General features: G+C 53.4%; 16 protein-coding genes, 2 tRNA genes, 1 rRNA gene and 1 riboswitch. Of the genes, 8 read left to right on the top strand and 11 right to left on the bottom strand.

What is annotated here, in order from left to right:
* Positions 1-405: 405 nt before the first annotated feature.
* The 5 genes from GTU79_RS28365 to btuB all read right to left on the bottom strand — a co-directional run bounded on the left by GTU79_RS28365 (position 406) and on the right by btuB (position 5,415).
* Positions 406-479 (bottom strand) — tRNA-Ala (locus GTU79_RS28365).
* Between the two features lie 190 nt (positions 480-669).
* Positions 670-746, bottom strand: a tRNA-Ile gene (locus GTU79_RS28370).
* A gap of 74 nt (positions 747-820) precedes the next feature.
* Positions 821-2,361 (bottom strand): 16S ribosomal RNA (locus GTU79_RS28375).
* A gap of 353 nt (positions 2,362-2,714) precedes the next feature.
* Positions 2,715-3,590, bottom strand: coding sequence for a glutamate racemase (murI, locus tag GTU79_RS28380; protein WP_132924418.1), 876 nt, complete (start codon positions 3,588-3,590; stop codon positions 2,715-2,717).
* Positions 3,535-5,415 carry a TonB-dependent vitamin B12 receptor BtuB gene (btuB, locus tag GTU79_RS28385; protein WP_203524062.1) on the bottom strand — a complete coding sequence of 627 codons (1,881 nt, stop codon included), beginning with the start codon at positions 5,413-5,415 and terminating at the stop codon, positions 3,535-3,537. The genes murI and btuB overlap by 56 nt, the downstream gene beginning before the upstream one ends.
* Positions 5,416-5,485: 70 nt before the next feature.
* Positions 5,486-5,672, bottom strand: a riboswitch (cobalamin riboswitch).
* Positions 5,673-5,803: 131 nt separating this feature from the next.
* Here btuB and trmA point away from each other — a divergent pair.
* From trmA to GTU79_RS28405, 4 genes are all read left to right on the top strand, one after another.
* Positions 5,804-6,913 carry a tRNA (uridine(54)-C5)-methyltransferase TrmA gene (gene trmA / locus GTU79_RS28390; protein WP_203524063.1) on the top strand — a complete coding sequence of 370 codons (1,110 nt, stop codon included), beginning with the start codon at positions 5,804-5,806 and terminating at the stop codon, positions 6,911-6,913.
* 24 nt (positions 6,914-6,937) lie between these two features.
* A complete protein-coding gene (locus tag GTU79_RS28395; RefSeq protein WP_203524064.1) occupies positions 6,938-7,081 on the top strand; it encodes a hypothetical protein in 144 nt (47 codons plus the stop codon).
* A gap of 155 nt (positions 7,082-7,236) precedes the next feature.
* The gene (locus GTU79_RS28400; protein ID WP_203524065.1) at positions 7,237-8,559 is read left to right on the top strand and encodes an MFS transporter; all 1,323 of its coding nucleotides are present in this window, start codon (positions 7,237-7,239) and stop codon (positions 8,557-8,559) included.
* Positions 8,560-8,952: 393 nt separating this feature from the next.
* Positions 8,953-9,789: an NADPH-dependent oxidoreductase gene (locus tag GTU79_RS28405; protein WP_203524066.1), complete on the top strand. Its 837-nt coding sequence runs from the start codon at positions 8,953-8,955 to the stop codon at positions 9,787-9,789.
* A 129-nt stretch (positions 9,790-9,918) separates the two neighbouring features.
* Here the strand turns inward: GTU79_RS28405 and GTU79_RS28410 are convergent, their stop codons facing one another.
* Both GTU79_RS28410 and fabR read right to left on the bottom strand, forming a co-directional pair.
* Complete coding sequence (locus GTU79_RS28410) at positions 9,919-10,290, bottom strand: YijD family membrane protein (protein ID WP_132924408.1); 372 nt, start codon at positions 10,288-10,290, stop codon at positions 9,919-9,921.
* Positions 10,291-10,295: 5 nt separating this feature from the next.
* Positions 10,296-10,940 (bottom strand): HTH-type transcriptional repressor FabR, encoded by a 645-nt coding sequence (gene fabR / locus GTU79_RS28415; RefSeq protein ID WP_132924406.1) that lies wholly within the window; start codon positions 10,938-10,940, stop codon positions 10,296-10,298.
* Positions 10,941-11,147: 207 nt separating this feature from the next.
* On the opposite strand from fabR, the gene sthA reads away from it, so the two are divergent.
* The gene (gene sthA, locus GTU79_RS28420; RefSeq protein ID WP_203524067.1) at positions 11,148-12,548 is read left to right on the top strand and encodes a Si-specific NAD(P)(+) transhydrogenase; all 1,401 of its coding nucleotides are present in this window, start codon (positions 11,148-11,150) and stop codon (positions 12,546-12,548) included.
* Here sthA and oxyR read toward each other — a convergent pair.
* Positions 12,531-13,451 (bottom strand): DNA-binding transcriptional regulator OxyR, encoded by a 921-nt coding sequence (gene oxyR, locus GTU79_RS28425; RefSeq protein ID WP_203524068.1) that lies wholly within the window; start codon positions 13,449-13,451, stop codon positions 12,531-12,533. The genes sthA and oxyR overlap by 18 nt on opposite strands.
* Before the next feature lie 146 nt (positions 13,452-13,597).
* Here oxyR and GTU79_RS28430 point away from each other — a divergent pair, with 146 nt between their 5' ends.
* Positions 13,598-14,335 carry a glutathione peroxidase gene (locus tag GTU79_RS28430; RefSeq protein ID WP_203524069.1) on the top strand — a complete coding sequence of 246 codons (738 nt, stop codon included), beginning with the start codon at positions 13,598-13,600 and terminating at the stop codon, positions 14,333-14,335.
* Between the two features lie 74 nt (positions 14,336-14,409).
* Here GTU79_RS28430 and argH read toward each other — a convergent pair whose 3' ends face one another.
* The 3 genes from argH to argC all read right to left on the bottom strand — a co-directional run bounded on the left by argH (position 14,410) and on the right by argC (position 17,662).
* Positions 14,410-15,789, bottom strand: a complete 1,380-nt coding sequence (argH, locus tag GTU79_RS28435) for an argininosuccinate lyase (RefSeq protein ID WP_203524070.1) — start codon at positions 15,787-15,789, stop codon at positions 14,410-14,412.
* 67 nt (positions 15,790-15,856) lie between these two features.
* Positions 15,857-16,633, bottom strand: a complete 777-nt coding sequence (gene argB, locus GTU79_RS28440) for an acetylglutamate kinase (RefSeq protein ID WP_203524298.1) — start codon at positions 16,631-16,633, stop codon at positions 15,857-15,859.
* Positions 16,634-16,654: 21 nt separating this feature from the next.
* The gene (gene argC / locus GTU79_RS28445) at positions 16,655-17,662 is read right to left on the bottom strand and encodes an N-acetyl-gamma-glutamyl-phosphate reductase (RefSeq protein WP_203524071.1); all 1,008 of its coding nucleotides are present in this window, start codon (positions 17,660-17,662) and stop codon (positions 16,655-16,657) included.
* A gap of 236 nt (positions 17,663-17,898) precedes the next feature.
* Between argC and argE the strand changes: the two genes are divergently transcribed.
* Both argE and ppc read left to right on the top strand, forming a co-directional pair.
* Positions 17,899-19,050, top strand: a complete 1,152-nt coding sequence (gene argE / locus GTU79_RS28450; RefSeq protein WP_203524072.1) for an acetylornithine deacetylase — start codon at positions 17,899-17,901, stop codon at positions 19,048-19,050.
* A 262-nt stretch (positions 19,051-19,312) separates the two neighbouring features.
* A complete protein-coding gene (ppc, locus tag GTU79_RS28455) occupies positions 19,313-21,952 on the top strand; it encodes a phosphoenolpyruvate carboxylase (protein WP_203524073.1) in 2,640 nt (879 codons plus the stop codon).
* Positions 21,953-21,975 lie beyond the last annotated feature (23 nt).

The raw sequence follows: 21,975 nt of genomic DNA on the forward strand, positions 1-21,975 counted from the left end.
CCTAAAGTGTTTGTTCTGTCCGACCGGCTGCACGACTACATGGCCGCGTTGCTCCGGTACTCGAAATCCTCATGGACATACAGTCCACTCCGGTTTCTCCGTGCCGGGCGCCTTGCCCTGCAGTCGTTCGCTCAGTCTTGCTTCGGCGCGGCCTGTTACGGACATCGCCAGCGTTGGACAGAGGCTGTTATCGACATAACAGCATTCTAGGTTTGCTTGCTTTGAGAGACTCGCATACTGATTTTGCTCAGCATGTTTTTTTCAAATTTTCAGCTTGTTCCGGATTGTTAAAGAGCAGTATTTCGCAGCATACTTAACACGCGTTCACCCGCAGGCGTCGCCATATCAGTGTGCTCTGAAATAATTAAAGAAAAACCAGACAATCTCTCATTTCGCGGCGCGAAATGGTGGAGCTAAGCGGATCGAACCGCTGACCCCTGCGTGCAAAGCAGGTGCTCTCCCAGCTGAGCTATAGCCCCAAGTCGTTTCTCACCTTTTAGTAACGAATTGCTTCTTTTCAACGCCGAAAGCCGCGCATCAATAATGAATACGAAGCCTTTTCTTTGAGAGAGAATTCAACTCGATAGCCCATTCGTTTCCAGGCAAGGCGCGGGGTCACGAAGTTTATAATAATAAACGAGTGGCGCCGCAACGCAGCATGGGAAGGAATGGTAGGCCTGAGTGGACTCGAACCACCGACCTCACCCTTATCAGGGGTGCGCTCTAACCACCTGAGCTACAAGCCTATAGAAGGTTTTTCTTGCTCAATACTGTTATCAGACAATCTGTGTGGACACGTCACTTGACGCATATCTTTCGGTAAGGAGGTGATCCAACCGCAGGTTCCCCTACGGTTACCTTGTTACGACTTCACCCCAGTCATGAATCACAAAGTGGTAAGCGCCCTCCCGAAGGTTAAGCTACCTACTTCTTTTGCAACCCACTCCCATGGTGTGACGGGCGGTGTGTACAAGGCCCGGGAACGTATTCACCGTGGCATTCTGATCCACGATTACTAGCGATTCCGACTTCATGGAGTCGAGTTGCAGACTCCAATCCGGACTACGACGCACTTTGTGAGGTCCGCTGGCTCTCGCGAGTTCGCTTCTCTTTGTATGCGCCATTGTAGCACGTGTGTAGCCCTACTCGTAAGGGCCATGATGACTTGACGTCATCCCCACCTTCCTCCGGTTTGTCACCGGCAGTCTCCTTTGAGTTCCCACCATTACGTGCTGGCAACAAAGGATAAGGGTTGCGCTCGTTGCGGGACTTAACCCAACATTTCACAACACGAGCTGACGACAGCCATGCAGCACCTGTCTCACAGTTCCCGAAGGCACATTCGCATCTCTGCAAATTCCTGTGGATGTCAAGAGTAGGTAAGGTTCTTCGCGTTGCATCGAATTAAACCACATGCTCCACCGCTTGTGCGGGCCCCCGTCAATTCATTTGAGTTTTAACCTTGCGGCCGTACTCCCCAGGCGGTCGATTTAACGCGTTAGCTCCGAAAGCCACGGCTCAAGGCCACAACCTTCAAATCGACATCGTTTACTGCGTGGACTACTGGGGTTTCTAATCCTGTTTGCTCCCCACGCTTTCGCACCTCAGCGTCAGTAATGGACCAGTGAGCCGCCTTCGCCACTGGTGTTCTTCCGAATATCTACGAATTTCACCTCTACACTCGGAATTCCACTCACCTCTTCCATACTCAAGATAGCAGTATCAAAGGCAGTTCCAGAGTTGAGCTCTGGGATTTCACCTCTGACTTAACTATCCGCCTACGTGCGCTTTACGCCCAGTAATTCCGAACAACGCTAGCCCCCTTCGTATTACCGCGGCTGCTGGCACGGAGTTAGCCGGTGCTTCTTCTGCGGGTAACGTCAATGATTGAATCTATTCAACCCAACCCCTTCCTCCCCGCTGAAAGTGCTTTACAACCCGAAGGCCTTCTTCACACACGCGGCATGGCTGCATCAGGCTTGCGCCCATTGTGCAATATTCCCCACTGCTGCCTCCCGTAGGAGTCTGGACCGTGTCTCAGTTCCAGTGTGGCTGGTCATCCTCTCAGACCAGCTAGGGATCGTCGCCTAGGTGAGCCGTTACCCCACCTACTAGCTAATCCCATCTGGGTTCATCCGATGGTGTGAGGCCCTAAGGTCCCCCACTTTGGTCTTGCGACGTTATGCGGTATTAGCTACCGTTTCCAGTAGTTATCCCCTCCATCGGGCAGATCCCCAGACATTACTCACCCGTCCGCCGCTCGCCGGCAAAGTAGCAAGCTACTTCCCGCTGCCGCTCGACTTGCATGTGTTAGGCCTGCCGCCAGCGTTCAATCTGAGCCATGATCAAACTCTTCAATTAAAAGCTTGATGCTCAAAGAATCTACTGTTTCATTCATTACTGAATTAACTGGTAAACACTCTAAGACTTGTATTGTTGTGTTTCGATACGGTCTTGTGAGTGCCCACACAGATTGTCTGATAAATTGTTAAAGAGCATGGCCGGGGAGGTCTAAATCTCACCTGGCGCGGGTTGCGTATATTACGTTTTCCCGCTGAAGAGTCAAGCTTTTATTTGTTTTAACAAAGCGCTTTTCCCTTCCCGACCCGGTCCGTCGCAACGGTTAATCCCGGTCAGTGGAGGCGCATTATAGGGACTTCCCGAGGCGTGGCAAGCGCTTATTGCAGATTTTTCGCTGACAGGCTAATTCTTACTCAAGACGGCGTCGTCATAGACAATTTCTCCAGTGAAAAGAAGCCATAACGCTGCAATACCGGCAACAATTCCATCGATTGCGGCGTCATGGTTAAACAATAGGCTTTATTTTCACTCGTAGAGCCGGTACCGGTTATTTCATGTGCGATAAGCCAGGCCGCGCGTTTCGCAATCGCGGAACCTGAATCCACCAGCCGGGTGCCATCAGGCAACACCGCTTTGAGCTCCTCCGCCAACAGGGGGAAATGGGTACAGCCCAGCACCACCGTATCGGGCGGCTCGACTAGCCGCAGCCAGGGCCGCAGAATTTTTTGCAAAACGGGGAGCGCAATGGTTTCACCATGCAGTTTGGCTTCCGCCAATTCAACCAGTTCGGCTGAACCCAAGGTGATGATATGGCAGTCGGCGGCAAACTTGGCGATCAAATCATGGGTATAGGTACGGTGTACCGTGGCGCGGGTAGCCAATAAGCCGACGATGCCATTGCGAGTAAGTTTGGCGGCAGGCTTGATCGCAGGCACCACGCCGACGATCGGGCAGGCAAAACGCTCCCGTAAAGCGGGTAAGGAGATAGTGCTGGCGGTATTACAGGCCACAATCACCATATCCAGCGCGTGCAATTGCTGAACAGCTGCGACGATATTGACCACTCGCTCGACAATAAAGTCTTCCGGCTTTTCGCCATAGGGGAACTCTTCATTATCGAAAACATAGATATAATGCGGATCCGGCAGTAACTCCCGCACTTCATCATAAATGGATAAACCACCCACCCCCGAATCAAAAATCAGGATGGTGGGTCGTTTTGTCTTGCTACCGTCAGAAGGAATAGGTTCCCGTGAGATAAAATTCTCGTCCTGCGGTCTGGTAGCCATAAGCTGTCTCATACTCTTTATCAAACAGATTGGCTATTCTACCACGAACCGTCAGGTGTGGCGTTAACGGATAAGAAGCGGCTATGTCCCATAAACTGACGCCCCCCATCTTCACCACCTGTTCAGTGTTATAATCCGTGTCATAACGCTGGCCGAGGTAATGGTAGTTAAGAGACCAGTCAATGGACGCCACTTGCCAATCCAACTGGTATTTTATCTGCTGCTTGGCCCGGCGGGCCAGGATCTGGTCCGTGGTGGCGTCTCGGGGATCCAGATATTCCAGGGTTAATTGATGCCGGAGCGGGCCGGTATCTACCGAGGCGGTCCATTCCACCCCTTTGATACGGGCTTTGCCGATATTGTAGTAGGTGTCATTCGCCGTATCGTAATCAATCAGGTTGTCGATATCGTTGCGATAAGCCGAGATACGCCAGTCCACCGGACCTGTCAGTCCTTCAACGCCGCCTTCCCATTGTTTGCTCTCTTCGGGATCCAGGTTGGCGTTACCGCCATAAGCGCCGTAGAGCTGGCCCAGGTTCGGCGCCTTGTACGCGGTGCCGTAAGAGCCGATCAGGCGGTAGCCTTCGATAAACTCCCAGGCGGCGCTGCTTTGCCAGGTACCGTGCCAGCCAAATTGTGAATTGTCATCTCCCCGCACCGCGCCTTCTAATGTCACCGGTCCGAAAAGCTGCTGCGTCGTGGCATAGATGCCTGTGTTGTGCTGCTCGTAGCCATCGGTGAGGTAGTCGGTACCGGGCTCGGTTGTCTGTTTCTGCCAATCCACCCCGGCGCTGACCAGACCGTGAGTGACCTGGAGGGTATTGCCCCATTGCAGGTTGTATTGATCGGAATCGTCCAGTGTAGCGGAAGCCGAATAGGGTCCGTATTTGGGATCGTAGTTATAGTCCTTGGTATGGCTATAACTGTATGAGAGCTGGGAGGCGTATATACCTTCCTGAAAACGCAGGCCGGTATCATAGGTGCGGCTATATAACTGGCGGGTATCGAGCAGCGCATCTTCATGCGCCGGGTCGGTATAGGCATAGGTGCCGTCATAAGCGGTACGATTGTCGTAGCCATACACCCGCGCAAAACCGCTGAACTGTTGATTGAACGTATGATCCAACGACGCGAACAGGGTCTTGCTCATGAATCCGTCCCGGTCGGGCTGCGCCGGATCGCCATAAGGGTCGGGCAAATTGGCCTGCACATCGAATCCGCGGGTATAGGTGTAATTTCCCGCCACCGTGGCCACGGTATTATCCCCCAGCCGCTGCTGAGTGGACCCATCGTAACTTTGGTAACCCTTTGAACCCATGCCGGCGCTCAGGGTGGTTCCGGGTTTTTCGCGGGTGGTGATGATATTGACCACCCCGCCGATGGCGTCCGAGCCGTAGACGGCGGAGCGCGGACCGCGGATAAATTCGATGCGCTGAACCAGAGAGATGGGAATTTGGCTAAGATCGGATGAGCCGGAAATCCCAGCCTGATTCAAACGCACGCCATCGATGAGCACCAGGGCGTGACTGGAATTGGTGCCGCGAATGAACAGAGAGCTTTGCTGTCCCAGTCCGCCGTATTGCGCGATATCCACGCCCGGTAAACGGCTTAAGGCTTCAGCTACCGATTTGATTTGGCCACGGTCGATATCCTCGCGTGTCACGACGCTGGTGGGCGCCAGCACTGATGAAACCGGCTGTGGAAAACGATTTGCCGAAACAATAAGTGTGTCATTACTGCCGTTTGGAGCGTTGTTATCCTGCGCCCACCCGGAGAATGTCGTAACGGACAATGCCGCCAGAACGGTATTTTTGATAGTCAACATTGACGTAGCATCCAATAGATAAAATAGGATGCCGCAGGTTCCGTGTTTGATAGCACGCGATAAACAGGGATATTGCGACGAAATACCGGCAGGTTTTCGGGCTTGGGATGTGTTTAACACCAGGCGACGACTTCCCGTCGAAAAGACAGTGTCTGCTTCCGCTATCGCCCTGACGTCCCCTCACCGCTGCGCGTCAGCTCCAGCTTAGAACTGGATTCCCTTTTAACTCACAAGAGACCGGGCAAATATCCTACAATCAAAGGGATAATTATGTCTATAGAACTCATTAGGTAAGAAATTATAAATTGAACAGCATTGGACATCACCCGTTTATCCCCTACAATCCCCACAAACCGATAAAGTTGGCCTATATCGACGAGAAATCATCATGACTACCGAGACGTTGCCTATCGACGCTTACGAAACGCAATTGGCTGAAAAAGCCGCCCGACTAAAAGCGATGATGGCAGCTTACCGGGCGCCGGAGCCGGAAATATTCCGTTCACCGGTAAATCATTACCGGATGCGAGCCGAATTCAGGATTTGGCATGAAGAGCAGGACCTCTACCACATCATGTTTGATCCGCTCACCAAAGAGCGTATCCGCATCGATTTCTTTGCCGCCGGCAGCGAGTTAATCAATCGGTTGATGACGGCAATGATCCAGGCCTTGCGCCTTTCGCCGGTTTTACGCCGTAAGCTTTTTCAGCTGGATTATCTCACCACCATGAGCGGTGAAGCGGTCATCACGCTGATATACCACCGTCCGTTGGATGACGAATGGCGCGAGGCCGCCGCAGCGCTGCGGGATGGATTGCGGGCGCAGGGTTTTGCGGTAAATCTCATCGGCCGGGCCGCCAAAACCAAAATTTGCCTGGACCGGGATTATGCGGATGAAAGATTGCCGGTATCGGGAAGGGAACTCATCTACCGGCAGATTGAAAACAGCTTTACCCAGCCGAATGCCGCCGTCAATATCCATATGCTGGAGTGGGCGCTGGCGGCAACCCAAAACGCCCAGGGAGACTTGCTGGAGCTGTACTGCGGCAACGGGAATTTTTCGCTGGCGCTGGCGCGTAACTTTGAGCGGGTACTGGCGACGGAGATAGCCAAGCCTTCGGTGGAAGCGGCACAGTATAATATTGCCGCCAACCATATCGGCAATGTGCAGATCATCCGCATGTCGGCGGAGGAGTTTACCCAGGCCATGCAGGGTGTGCGGGAATTTACCCGGCTGAAAGATATCGACCTGGCCAGTTACCGCTGCGAGACTATTTTTGTCGATCCGCCGCGCAGCGGGTTGGATGACGCCACGGTGGAGCTGGTCCGGTGTTATCCGCGCATCCTGTATATCTCGTGCAATCCCGAGTCATTGTGCCGCAATTTGGAATCCCTTTCTCAAACTCACGACATCATACGCATGGCGCTGTTTGATCAATTCCCTTACACCCGCCATATGGAATGCGGCGTCTTATTGACGGCAAAAATGCCTGAATAAACGGCGCCCGTGTCAAGGCGCCCTATGCTGCCGATTTCCGTATCGGCGAAAAATCATTTCCCGTCATTATCGCCTTTGCTGTCCCCCATGACCGCGAATGCCTCCGTGCAGGAGGCGAATTTCCTCATCCTGATGGCCAATCCTGGGTCCCGTCCCTCCAAGGCTTGAATAAATTTTTACCGCCTTGATCGATATGTGACATGCATCATATCAAAAATCCAATGTAAATTTAAAATATACTTTCACATTAAATAAAATGACGTTTTGTTTTTCAATGGGGTGAAGGGATGTCTCGGACAAACTATCGATGGGTGATATGCGCATTGCTGTTTTTTGGTACCACCATAAATTATCTCGACCGGCAAGTGTTAAGCCTGTTAGAACCGGCATTAGCCAAAGAATTCAGTTGGAGTAACAGCGACTACGCAAATATAGCGGCAGTGTTTCAATTCACTTACGCTATCGGGATGCTGTTTGCCGGGCGGTTTGTCGATTTTACCGGAAGCAAGACAGGGTACGCCTGGGTATTAGGCATTTGGTCCCTTGGCGCGGTATTGCATGCCTTTGTAGCGCAGATAGGGGGAGGAATTTCCGCTATGCTGTCCTCATTGAGTATAACTGTGCCCATAACGATAGCCGGATTTATGTTCGCCCGACTGGTTCTAGGATTGGGAGAATCGGGAAACTTCCCTTGCGCCATTAAAGCCGTCGCCGAATGGTTCCCCAAGAAAGAGCGCTCTTTCGCCACCGGCATATTTAATTCGGGGGCCAATGTAGGCGCCATCCTCGCTCCTTTGGTCGTTCCATGGTTAGCCGCCCAATGGGGATGGGAATCAACGTTTGCCATTGTAGGTGTTATTGGCTTTGTTTGTTTATTCTTTTGGAAAAGATTGTTTGATTTGCCGTTGAAATTATTTACCAAAGGTAAATTGAATCAGGCTGAATACAATTATATCTCCGAAGATGTGGATTCAAAACAAAACCGGGAACAGGAACACGAAAAGATCTCCTGGTTCAGCTTGTTGGCCTATCGCCAAACCTGGGCATTCGCCATCGGTAAATTCTTAACCGACGGGGTATGGTGGTTCTTTATGTTCTGGCTGCCGGCCTATCTGACCGCCCAATACAAGATGAGCGGTACACAGATGATGCTGCCCATCGCGACAATTTATTGTATGACAATGGTGGGCAGTATCGGCGGCGGCTGGCTTCCCGCCATGTTCATGAAAAAAGGCCTTAATCCTTATGTTGCCCGTATGCGGGCTATGCTCTTTATCGCCGTATTTCCGCTCTCCGCCCTATTAGCCCAGCCATTGGGTCATGCGGGATTCTGGATGCCGGTTATCTTGATTGGTATTGCCGCTTCCGCTCATCAGGCATGGTCCGCAAATCTATTTACCACTGTATCCGATATGTTTCCTAACAAAGCCGTTGCCTCAGTGATTGGTATCGGCGGCATGGCGGGTGGATTCGGCGGTGTGGCCGTTACCAAGGTCGCCGGCGCGCTGTTCGACCATTACCAGGCGCTGGGAGAAATTAACGTGGGTTACGGCATTATGTTTATGTTTTGCGGATTAGCTTACCTGTTTGCCTGGGCATTGATGAAAACGCTGGTGCCTCGATTTAAAGTCATTGAATTTGGTTAATGTTATTTAAATGTAACTGACGCTACGCAGTCGTACTCTCTAATATCAACGAATACAGCTTGATTGCACAACATATATTTGTGCTTTCAAGCTGTGAAGCAGCATCTCCCTCATCCTGCGGTCGGGTTATAATTTATATATTCATTTTAAAAATACATCCGGCCGAATTTCCTCGCGGCCATCTTCGTTACCAATATCTAACAACCAATTATCCGTTTTAACTTAATACATACCTCCATCAACCTTATTTTTCCGGCAGTGAAAACATATATTTCGCCTGCGCAGCCGATGCGGTAGATAAATATTTTGTTTCCATCATTGCATTGACACAATTGAAACAGATAGGTATGCATTGAGGTATCGCTTATTATCTCTTGCGGAGCAATTACATTAATGGCAACGTCAACATCCAAAGACCAGCAGCATGCCGCTTTGGCGGCGCGCTACGGCTCTGAATTGCCGCCCGAATGCGGCCCATGGAACGAAACCATCGCCGCTTTGCTGTCTCATCGCTCGGTACGGAAATATCTACCCAAACCATTACCGGATAATACGGTGACAACGCTCGCCGCTGCCGCCCAATCGGCCGCAACGTCATCTAATTTGCAAACCTGGTCGCTGATTGCCGTAACGGATCCTGCGCTTAAAGCACGTTTGTCCGCGGTTGCCGCTGGACAGAAACACATTATTGAATGCCCGCTATTTCTGGTGTGGGTGGCTGATTTATCAAGGCTGCGCCGCGTCGGCGAACAAAAACAACAGCAGTTGGCGGCATTAAATTACCTGGAAATGCTACTGGTAGCCACCATTGACGCGGCGCTGGCAGCGCAGAATGCGGTGGTGGCGGCCGAATCCCTGGGATTGTCCACCGTCTATATCGGCGCGCTACGTAACGATACCCAGCGGGTGGCGGCTGAACTGGATTTGCCGGATAGCGCGGTTGGCGTGTTCGGATTATGTGTGGGCTATGCCGATCACAGCGTTCCCGCCGAGGTTAAACCGCGCTTACCCCAATCGGTGGTGGTCCATCGGGATCTGTATGATGTCGCGGGCGAACCGGCCCGGTTGGACATCTATGACCAAGACCTGGCCGAGTTCAGCCGGCGAAATGAACTGTCGGTGAGTAATTGGACCAATCGGGTGATTGCGCGAACCAAAGAGCTCGGGGCGATGGCGGGACGAGATAAATTAGCCGCGGCACTGCGCGCGCTGGGATTCCCTTTGAGTTAAAGACAAATGATTAAAAAGGTATTAGTGCGAAAATGCTTTGATATATGTTCTATGGTTTCTAGTAGACACTACCCGGTTTATATGTAACTGAAATTGCATAGTTAATGGCTATGGAAGGCGTAATGCTGATTAAAAATCCTGGTCCTCACCAGAACGGTCTAGCCGTTTTAATTTTCGTCCGATCCAAAACACCAGCACTACCGCCAGGATGGCCGGCACAAAATTGGAACCGATGGCCGGATACTCCGCCCGGATAATGGCGCTATAAAGCAACAGACCCAGTAGGAAACTCGCCGCGGCCAGAGAAGGAAATCCCTGGGGCATGGCGCGATCCTGGTAATGCTGATGCAGGCAGTACACCGACAGCACCAACGTTATAATGGGGAAAATGGAAAAGGGCACAATGGAACTGAATATGGCCGCGAAGGCGCCATTGATGGATAAGCCGGCGATCAATGCCAGGACTAATATTCCTTTTTCTCCGAGGGGTTTGTTCGTCATATCACCTACCTGCTTTCATCAAGAGAAAGGGCGGCCGCTTTTTCCTGCTCCCGGCGATACCAGTAAAAGGCCCCCTTTGAAATCATTCGCAGCTGCAATACCAGGCGCTCTTCCAGTTCACGACGCTCTTTGATGTCCACATCAAGCGCTTCGGCGCCGGCATTGAAGACAATGATGACCATTGCCTCGGCCTGGGCCTCGGTGAAACTGCGCGGCATATGATTTTCAATTTCGAGATAGTCGGCAAGTTCCGCGATAAAATGCTGGATTTCACGGGCGACGGCGGCGCGAAAGGCGCTGGAGGTGCCTGACCGTTCACGAAGCAACAGGCGAAAAGCATTGGGATTATTGCCGATAAACTCCATAAAGGTGGCGACCGAGGTGCGAATGACGCTGCCGCCCTTGGCAATGCGCTGACGCGCCTGGCGCATCAGTTGACGCAGCATCAGGCCGCTTTCATCCACCATGGTGAGGCCCAGCTCATCCACATCGCGGAAATGGCGATAAAAGGACGTTGGCGCGATGCCGGCTTCACGGGCAACTTCACGCAGGCTCAGGCTGGCAAAACTGCGCTCGGCGCTTAATTGGCTGAACGCCGCTTCGACAAGAGAACGCCGGGTCCGCTCTTTTTGTTGCGCTCTGACGCCCATAATTCAGTCCAGCCCTCACACCCATAAAAAACCACTATATCAAAATTTGTTGCAACCGCGTTGATACAAAATCTGAATTTTACTAAAAACGCCCTAACCCCGCGTCCGTTAACAACTGGAATAAGAAAAAGCCTTCGGGCGTTGGGATATTAGGTCTACAATGTTACATTAACGTTGTGAATTTGTTTGATGACAGGTTTGACCCGAATGCAACCAGAATACGATTATGATGCCATTATTATCGGCTCCGGTCCCGGCGGCGAGGGTGCCGCCATGGGATTAACCAAACAGGGTGCCCGCGTCGCGGTGATTGAACGCTATAACAGCGTCGGCGGCGGTTGCACCCATTGGGGCACGATTCCGTCAAAAGCACTGCGTCAGGCGGTAAGCCGAATTATTGAATTCAACCAAAACCCCCTTTACAGTGGCAGCGCCCATTTGCCTCGGGCCAGTTTTGCCGATATCCTCCATCACGCCGATATGGTCATCAAGCAGCAAATTCGCATGCGGCAGGGATTTTATGAACGCAACCAGTGCCAGATCATTACCGGTGACGCCAGCTTTGTCGATGCCCATACGGTGAAGGTCCACTATCCGGATAATTCGGTAGAAATGTTCAGCGCGGCTCATATTGTTATTGCCTGTGGCTCTCGGCCTTACCACCCCCAAAATGTGGACTTTAATCATCCCCGCATTTACGACAGTGATTCTATTCTGGATTTAAAACACGATCCCCAGCACGTGATTATCTATGGCGCCGGGGTTATCGGCTGTGAATACGCGTCAATTTTTCGGGGATTGAACGTTAAAGTCGACTTAATCAATACCCGCGATCGGCTGCTGGCCTTCCTTGATCAGGAAATGTCGGATGCGCTTTCCTACCATTTCTGGGAAAACGGCGTGGTGATTCGCCACAATGAAGAATACGAACAGATTGAAGGCACCGATCAAGGCGTTGAGGTCCATTTCCGGTCAGGAAAACGGATGCGCGCCGATTGCCTGCTGTATGCCAACGGACGTACCGGTAATACCGACTCGCTGGCGCTGGAAAATATCGGATTGGAAGCGGACAGCCGGGGCCTGATCAAAGTCAACAGCATGTATCAGACCGCCATATCGCATATTTATGCCGTCGGCGATGTCATCGGTTACCCGAGCCTGGCATCTGCGGCTTACGATCAGGGTCGTATTGCGGCGCAGGTCATCATCAAGGGACAAGCCAACGTACAGTTGATTGAAAATATTCCTACCGGAATTTATACCATTCCGGAGATCAGTTCCGTGGGTAAAACCGAGCAGGAACTGACGATGCTGAAAGTCCCTTACGAAGTGGGGCGAGCGCAGTTCAAACATCTGGCGCGGGCGCAAATTGTCGGGATGAACGTGGGCAGCCTGAAAATCCTTTTTCATCGCGATACCCGGCAAATCCTGGGCATTCATTGCTTCGGCGAGCGCGCCGCTGAAATTATCCATATCGGCCAGGCTATTATGGAACAAAAGGGCGAAGGCAATACTCTCGATTATTTCGTGAATACTACCTTCAATTATCCCACCATGGCGGAAGCGTATCGGGTCGCGGCCTTGAATGGATTAAACCGCCTCTTTTAGCGGATTGGCGCCCATATAGGTCTGCATATGAACGCGGATTGACTCGGCCAGCTGTTCATAGCGCGCGCGCAGCGGCGAACCGGGACGATATACCAAGGCAATGGTGCGTTTCGGTTCAGGTTTGTAGCAGGGCAGATAGCATACGCCGTCACGTTTACGTTCGTTGGGTACCGCCAGCGCGGGCAGCAGGGTAATGCCGCTGCCGGCGGCCACCATGTTGCGCAGGGTTTCCAGACTGGTGGCCCGGAAATGGGTGTCTTCATCGGCGCCTGCCTGGAAACAGAATCCCAAAGCCTGATCCCGCAGGCAATGCCCATCCTCCAGCATCAACAGCTTTTCCCCCGCCAGGTCGGACATCGGTACCCGATCGCGATCCGCCCAGCGATGATCGGTATAAATGGCCAAAAGCATCGGCTCGTCGAACAGCGGAATTTCGATGAAGGCTTCCGATTCTTTAACCAACGCCAGGATCGCGCAATCGAGCTTGCCGCTGTCCAATTGCAGCAATAGCTGGCTGGTCTGGGCTTCGTGCAGGTACATTTCCAGTTTTGGAAATGTCTCATGGAGTGTCGGAATAATATGCGGCAGCAAATAGGGACCGACAGTGGGGATCAGGCCAATATGCAACGGGCCGGACATGGACTCCCCCTGCTGACTGGCCATCTCGCGCAGGATTTTTACTTCACGCAATATCGTCCGGGCCTGCTCCACCAGCAGAAGTCCGGCCTGGGTGAACAGCACTTTGCGGCTGGTGCGCTCCAGCAACATAACCCCTAGCTCGTCTTCCAGCTTCCGAATCTGACCGCTCAGTGTGGGCTGGCTGACATGGCTGGCATCGGCGGCTCGTCGGAAATGACGATGCTCCGCCAAGGCCACCAGATACTCAAGGTCGCGAATATTCATTAACATCCTCCAATCCGCGATAGTTCGCGTCGATAGATAGGATAGCAATCAACGATTATACCTATCAATAGTAAATATCAATAATACCCCCAACGCAGTATGACATGCTGTTTAATCTTTTTTTCCTTTTTATCGATGGAGTTTCTATGATAAATGCCCGTGAAGGTAAAACCGTGCCGCAGGTAATATTTCACACCCGCAAGGACGACAATTGGCTCGATTTGACTTCAGACGATCTGTTCAAAAACAAAACCGTCATCGTTTTTTCATTGCCGGGCGCTTTCACTCCCACCTGCTCTTCCAGCCACCTGCCTCGTTATAATGAGCTGGCCGGGCTATTTCATCAGCATGGTGTTGACAGTATTTTGTGTATTTCGGTGAACGATACGTTCGTGATGAACGCCTGGCAAGCCGATCAAAACGCCGGGCATATCACCTTTATTCCCGACGGCAACGGCGAATTCACTAAAGGCATGGGGATGCTGGTTGAAAAAGCCGACTTGGGATTTGGGCCGCGCTCATGGCGCTATTCCATGCTGGTACGGGATGGCATTGTAGAAAAAATGTTTGTCGAGCCAAACAAACCCGGCGACCCGTTTGAGGTCTCCGACGCCGATACCATGCTGTGTTACCTGGCGCCGGAATGTAAAGTCCAGGAGTCCGTCTCGCTCTTTACCAAGCCGGGATGTCCCTTCTGCGCCAAGGCCAAGCAGATGCTGCAGGACCACGGCATTCAGTATGAGGAGATCTCTTTGGGCAAAGACGCTACTACCGTAAGCCTTAGGGCCATGACCGGACGCGCCACGGCACCGCAGGTCTTTATCGGCGGACGCCATATTGGCGGCAGCGAAGAGCTGGAAAGCTATCTGCTGCAGCCGGCTTGAGGTTGTCTATGCGGGCTCACGCCCGCCGAGAGGGTTGACAATGTGTCCGGTCGAGCAGGCTAAGGGACTGAAGGTTATTTAGCATCAAGGCGCTTGTGCGCTTCGTCAATGGCGGATGATACCTGCCGCGGGGACACGCCGCCTTTTGCCGAGCGCTTATCCAGACAGGAACGCAATGAAAGCGCCGGATAGACATCTTCGGCAATGACCGGACTGAATGCCTGCAACGCCGCCAGCGGCATCTCTTCCAGGGGCAGCGTCTGTTTTATCGCTTCCACTACCGCCTCACCGACGATATGGTGAGCTTCCCGGAAAGGCACGCCTTTGGCAACCAGATAATCGGCCAGCTCAGTGGCATTGGCATAGCCCTGCTGGGCCGCTTCCCGGCAGCGTTCGCGTTTGACCTGCAGGCCGTCCAGGACCAGTGCCGCCATATGCAGGCAGTCCAGCCAGGTATCCATGGCATCGAACAACCCTTCCTTGTCTTCCTGCATATCTTTGTTATAGGCCAGCGGCAATCCTTTAAGGGTGACCATCATGCCGGCGAGCGCACCCTGCACCCGGCCGCATTTGCCCCGGATCAATTCCAGGGCGTCCGGGTTTTTCTTTTGCGGCATCAGGGAGGAGCCGGATGTGACGCGATCCGATAACTCAATAAACGCGGACTCGCCGGAGTTGAAGAAAATCAGATCCTCGGCAAAACGCGAGAGATGCACCATGCTGATGGCGGCATCCGACAAGAGCTCCAGTACGTGATCGCGATCGGATACGCTGTCCAGGCTGTTTCGTGTCGCAGAGGCGAACCCCAGCCAATCCGCCAACTGCTCGCGATCGATGGGATATGCGGTACCGGCCAGCGCGCCGGAGCCCAGCGGGCTGACATCAAGACGTTTCAAGGTATCCTGCAGACGGCTTTCGTCGCGCGCCAGCATTTCGGTATACGCCAGGCACCAATGGGCAAAGGTTATCGGCTGGGCGCGCTGCAAATGGGTATAACCAGGCATGACCGCGTCTTGCGTGGTATGTGCGACGGCTACCAAGGCTTGTTGCAGTTGGCGAACCGCGGAAATTAATTCCGGAACCTGCATTTTGCACCACAGTTTCAGGTCGGTGGCCACCTGATCGTTGCGGCTGCGTCCGGTATGCAGTTTTTTACCCAAATCACCCACTTTATCGATCAACCGCTGCTCCACCCAGCTGTGTATATCCTCCGCATCGCTGGTGAGGATTGCTTCCGGCGTGGAGCGTACTTCCTCCAGGATAAACGCCAGGGCTTCCTCCAACCGGATCTGTTCGTCCGCGGTCAGCACACCGACGGTCACCAGTGCTTTGGACCAGGCCACGGAGCCGATTAGATCCTGCTCGGCCAGCCGGTAATCAAACCTCAGCGAGTCGTTAAAGAGCTTGAAACGCCGATCCGCCGCCTGACTGAACCGTCCACCCCAAAGCGCCATGTCTTACTCCCCTCGCTATACCCTTCATTTTTTAAAAAGCTTTTGGGTATTCTATTTTTTGAATACATCAAGCCAGAATACGGGTGCCGATGGCGACGCCGTTGAATAGCGCCGGAAGCTGATCGGCGTGGCGCCAACTGGCGATATCCACCGGCCGGCCCAGCGTGCGAGCGGCATCCAGCGCCGCGTTGACTTTTACGGTCATGCCTTCAGTAATAATACCCTGGGCAATCAGCTGCTCGGCTTTTTGCGCGGTCATTTCCGCGATGCGCCGCCCTTTGCCGTCCAGGATGCCGCTGACGTCGGACAACAGAATCAAATCGGCGCCCAGAGTCTCTGCCAGCGCGGTGGCGGCCTGGTCGGCGTTGACATTCATCAGTTCGCCGTCGTCGGTAATCCCGATGGAACTCACTATCGGCAAATAACCCGCGTTCAGTAAAGACGTCAATAACGTCGGTGAACCCGGCTGCGCTTTACCCACATGGCCCAGTTTCGCATCCAGCGGCGTGACTTTAACGCTATCGCCGTCACCCAGGCATAATCCCACCGCCGGGATAGCATGCTTTTTGGCCCAGGAAAGCAGGGTTTTGTTCGCCGTGCCGGCCAGCGCGCCGGTGATGATGTCTATCTGATCCGCCGGCGTAACCCGAAGGCCATCAATTTTCACTACCGGCAATGCCAGTTTTTTCATCAACTCATCCACCAGGCAACCACCGCCGTGAACTATCACCAGCGGACGCTGATGTTGAGCGCGATAGCTGTCCAGCGCAGTAAACAGTCTTTCCAGCGCTTCTTCGCTATCCAGCAATACGCCGCCTAATTTTACAATTAACGGATTCATTATTTTGTGCCTCGTTATTAGCCGTTAAAGCAGCGCCAGGGTTTGCGAGAAACCAAACCGGATGTTAGCGCATTGAACTGCCTGCGCCGCCGCTCCCTTTAATAAATTGTCTTCTGCGGCTACGACAATAAGATGTTCGCCCTGCACCGCAAAACCGATATCGCAAAACGGTAAGCCTACCACGGCTTTTAGCGCCGGCACGCCTTTATCATACAGCCGCACCAGCGGTTTATCCTGATAGGCGTTGTGATAACATTCGGCCACGTCTTCCGCCGTGACGCCTGTCTTCAGCCGGCAGGTGATGGTCGCCAGGATGCCCCGGGCAAAATTGCCGAGATGGGGGGTAAATATTACCGGGATCCCCAGATGAGCGGCGATTTCCGGCTGATGGCGATGGGTAAAAATCCCGTAGGGTTGCAAACTGACTTCGCAAAAGCTGCTGCCCAGCGACGCTTTACGTCCCGCCCCGCTCACGCCGCTGACGGCATTGATTACCGGCCATTGTTCTGCATTTAGCAGCCCCCCGTCCACCAGGGGCTTAAGAGCCAGTTGAGACGCGGTGGGATAACAGCCCGGGACAGCAATCAGCTGTGCGTGTTTCAACGTCTCGCCCTGCCATTCCGCCAGGCCGTAAACCGCCTTGGCCAGCCAATCGCCGTGCTGATGCTCAAAACCGTAATAGCGGCTGTAAAATTCCGGCTGGTTCACTCGATATGCACCGGACAGATCAAACACGACACAGCCGGCGGCCAGGAACTCCGGCGCCAGATCGTGGCTGACTTCATGGGCGGTGGCAAGAAATACCACATCAACGGTTTTCGCCAGTTCGCTCACGTCGTCCCCCAGGGGCTGTAGCGGCAAATCGACGATGCCTTTGAGCTGGGTATGGAGATCGGAGAGCCGTTTTCCCGCATCCGCACTTTGCGCTGAAACCGCCAAAGCGGCTATGTTCATATGCGGGTGACGATTCAGATAGGCCGCAAGCTCAGCTCCGGCATAACCGCTGGCACCGACAATCAGCGTATTCAGCATGACGTATGTACACCTTCTTAATCAATATTAACAACGAGAAGGGATCTCCAGCGTCTTCGCCCTACAGCGTTCAAGTTGCGGCAACTCAAAAACTATTGGGTATATTGGCTGTTCACCCGCGAGGCCAAGCGTAGTAGTCTGTTAAGAATCCGTTTACTTAACGCTCAACGTTAGTGTATTTTTATTCACTATTATTGCATGAATATTGATACTATCCAACCCAAAGGCTGTCAACAGTGAAGAATAATTTGCCCCCGTTTATTGAGTTGTACCGTGCCCTGATTGCCACACCGTCCATCAGCGCCACCGATAGCGCGCTGGATCAGAGTAATCAGACGCTAATCAATTTATTGGCAGGCTGGTTCAGCGCATTGGGGTTCCAGGTCGAGATCCAGCCGGTTCCCGGCACCCGGAATAAATTCAATATGCTGGCGAGTATCGGCAGCGGTTCGGGCGGTTTATTGCTGGCGGGCCACACCGATACCGTGCCTTTTGACGACGGTCGCTGGACCCGCGATCCTTTTACCCTCTCCGAACATAATAACAAGCTATATGGACTGGGCACCGCGGATATGAAGGGTTTTTTTGCTTTTATTCTTGATACCCTGCGGGATATTGACGGAAGTAAACTGACAAGACCCTTGTATGTTCTGGCTACCGCCGACGAAGAGACCACCATGGCCGGCGCCAGCTATTTCGCCTCATCCAGCCAGTTAAGACCGGATTGCGCCATTATCGGCGAGCCGACCTCTTTGCAGCCCATACGCGCCCATAAAGGCCATATCTCCAACGCCATACGCATCGTCGGCCAATCCGGACATTCCAGCGATCCGAGCCGCGGCGTCAACGCTATCGAACTCATGCATGACGCGATTTCTCATTTGCTGCTATTGCGCAACACGTTACAGCAGCGTTATCACCATGCTGCATTTGAAATTCCCTACCCCACCATGAACCTCGGCCATATCCACGGCGGGGATGCTTCCAACCGAATTTGCGGCTTCTGCGAATTGCATATGGATATCCGGCCGCTGCCGGGCCTTACCCTTAGCGACCTGAACGGACTGCTGGGGGAGGCACTGGCGCCGGTAAGTGAGAAATGGCCGGGCCGGTTGACTATCGAGGCCCTTCACCCGCCCATCCCCGGCTATGAATGTCCGGCGGATCACCGTTTGGTGTCAGTGGTGGAAAAATTGCTGGGCACCAAGACCGACGTGGTCAACTATTGCACCGAGGCGCCATTTATCCAGGAGGTTTGTCCTACGCTGGTGTTGGGCCCCGGTTCCATTAACCAGGCGCACCAGCCAGATGAATATCTCGATACCGCATTTATTAAACCGACACGGCAGTTGATTTCCCAGGTGGTACAACATTTTTGTCTGCAGTAACTCTCTCGGCGCCGTTGGTCGCCCGGCATATTCGCGCCGGAAGGGAAGAAATACGTGCAAAATGTGCCATTTTTATACTGTTGGATAAGTATTACTTATATAGGGTCCATGTAATTAACTTTCACGAATTGCCGTGAATGCGCGGTTTTATGCCGTGAAATGATGTCATTTGACGAATCAATCGATACATGGCTAGATAATGGTGGGTGATCTACGTCATTCGGGTGTAATAAACTTTCAGGTAAGTTGGATCAGGGTCCTTATGAACGAACAATATTCGGCAATGCGCAGCAACGTTAGTATGCTCGGGAAGCTTCTGGGCGACACCATTAAAGATGCAATGGGTGAAAATATCCTGGATAAAGTAGAAACCATCCGGAAGCTGTCCAAATCCTCCCGGGCGGGTAGCGAGACGCATCGCCAGGAATTGCTAACCACGTTGCAGAACCTGTCCAATGACGAACTGCTGCCGGTGGCTCGTGCGTTTAGCCAGTTTTTGAATCTGACCAACACCGCGGAACAGTTTCATGCCATTTCCCCCCATGGGGAAGCCCTTAATAATCCGGAAGGATTAGGTAAGGTTTTTGCCCGCCTGAAAGATAATAAAGAGCTGGATGACAAAGATATCCGCGCCGCCGTGGAATCGTTGTCCATTGAATTGGTGTTGACCGCCCATCCCACTGAAATTGCCCGCCGGACCTTGATCCATATGCTGGTTGAAGTCAATAACTGCCTGAAACAGTTAGATCACAGCGATTTGGCGGATTATGAGCGCAAGCAAATCATGCGCCGGCTGCGTCAATTGGTGGCGCAATACTGGCATACCGATGAAATACGCCATAACCGTCCCTCCCCGGTTGACGAGGCCAAATGGGGATTCGCCAATGTGGAAAACAGCCTGTGGGAAGGCGTACCGCAATATTTGCGCGAGCTGAACGAACAGTTGGAAAGCGTGTTCGGATTCAGCCTGCCGGTGGAAAACGTACCGGTGCGCTTCACCTCCTGGATGGGGGGCGACCGCGACGGGAATCCCAATGTCACCGCCGACATTACGCGCCGCGTGTTGTTGCTCAGCCGCTGGAAAGCCGCGGATCTGTTCCTGCGTGATATCCAGGTTTTGGTTTCCGAATTATCCATGACGGAATGCACGCCGGAAATGCGGGCGCTGGCGGGCGGCGACGAGGTGCTGGAACCTTATCGTGTGGTGATGAAGCGCCTGCGCGGACAACTGGTCGCTACCCAGAACTGGCTGACCGCGCAGGTTAAAGGCGAACACCTGCTGCCGCCGGATGATCTGCTGGAAAGCAACGATCAGCTTTGGCAGCCTTTGTATACCTGCTATCAATCGCTGAAAGCCTGCGGCATGAATATCATTGCCAGCGGCCAGTTGCTTGACACGCTGCGCCGTATCAAATGTTTCGGCATCCAGCTGGTCCGTATCGATGTGCGCCAGGAAAGCACCCGTCATACCGAAGCGTTAAGCGAGATCACCCGTTATCTGGGACTGGGGGATTATGAAAGCTGGTCCGAAGCTGACAAACAGGCATTTCTGATCCGCGAACTGAACTCCAAACGGCCTTTGTTGCCGCGTTATTATCAGTTAAGCGACGAGACCCACGAAGTGCTGGAAACCTGCCGGGTGATAGCCGATGCGCCGCAGGGTTCCATTGCCGCTTATGTCATCTCCATGGCGAAAACCCCTTCCGATGTGCTGGCGGTGCATTTATTGCTAAAAGAAGCCGGCTGTCAGTTCTCGTTGCCGGTCGCCCCGCTGTTTGAAACCCTGGACGATCTGAATAACGCCGATGACGTGATGAGCCAATTGCTGGGTATCGATTGGTATCGCGGCTTTATCCAGGGCAAGCAGATGGTCATGATCGGCTATTCCGACTCCGCCAAAGACGCCGGGACCCTGGCGGCTTCCTGGGCCCAGTACCGCGCGCAGGACGCGCTAATCAAGACCTGTGAAAAAGCCGGCATCGCCCTGACGCTGTTCCACGGACGCGGCGGCTCCATCGGACGAGGCGGCGCGCCGGCCCATGCGGCATTACTGTCGCAGCCCCCGGGAAGCCTGCGGGGCGGACTGCGGGTCACCGAGCAAGGCGAGATGATCCGTTTCAAGTTCGGCCTGCCGGAAGTAGCCATCAGCAGCCTGGCGCTCTACACCGGGGCGATACTGGAAGCCAATCTGCTGCCGCCGCCGGAACCTAAGCAGGAGTGGCGTACGCTGATGGACGACCTCTCCACCACCTCCTGCAATATGTATCGCGGTTATGTGCGTGAAAACCCCGACTTTGTGCCTTATTTCCGTTCAGCCACCCCGGAACAGGAACTCGGCAAACTACCGCTGGGATCGCGCCCGGCGAAACGGCGGCCCAACGGCGGCGTGGAAAGCCTGCGCGCCATTCCGTGGATTTTTGCCTGGACGCAGAACCGGCTGATGCTGCCGGCCTGGCTGGGGGCCGGAGCCGCCTTGCAAAAGGCCGTCGACGAAGGCAAGCAGGATGAGTTGGAAGCCATGTGCCGCGATTGGCCGTTTTTCTCCACCCGTATAGGTATGTTGGAGATGGTGTTCGCCAAAGCGGACTTATGGCTGGCGGAGTATTACGACCAGCGCCTGGTGGAAGAGAAGTTATGGCCCCTCGGGAAGCAGCTGCGCAAGCAATTGGCGGATGATATCAACGTGGTGCTTACCATTGCCAATGACGATCATTTAATGGCCGATTTGCCGTGGATCGCGGAGTCCATCGCCCTGCGCAACGTCTATACCGACCCGCTGAACGTACTTCAGGCGGAACTGTTGCATCGCTCGCGCCAGCAGGAACAGCCCGACCCTAGGGTGGAACAGGCGCTGATGGTGACCATCGCCGGCGTGGCAGCGGGAATGCGCAATACAGGTTAGCAGGCGAGAGGTCAGATTCAAAC

The sequence above is a fragment of the Sodalis ligni genome, from assembly GCF_016865525.2.
Lineage (GTDB): Bacteria > Pseudomonadota > Gammaproteobacteria > Enterobacterales > Enterobacteriaceae > Acerihabitans > Acerihabitans ligni.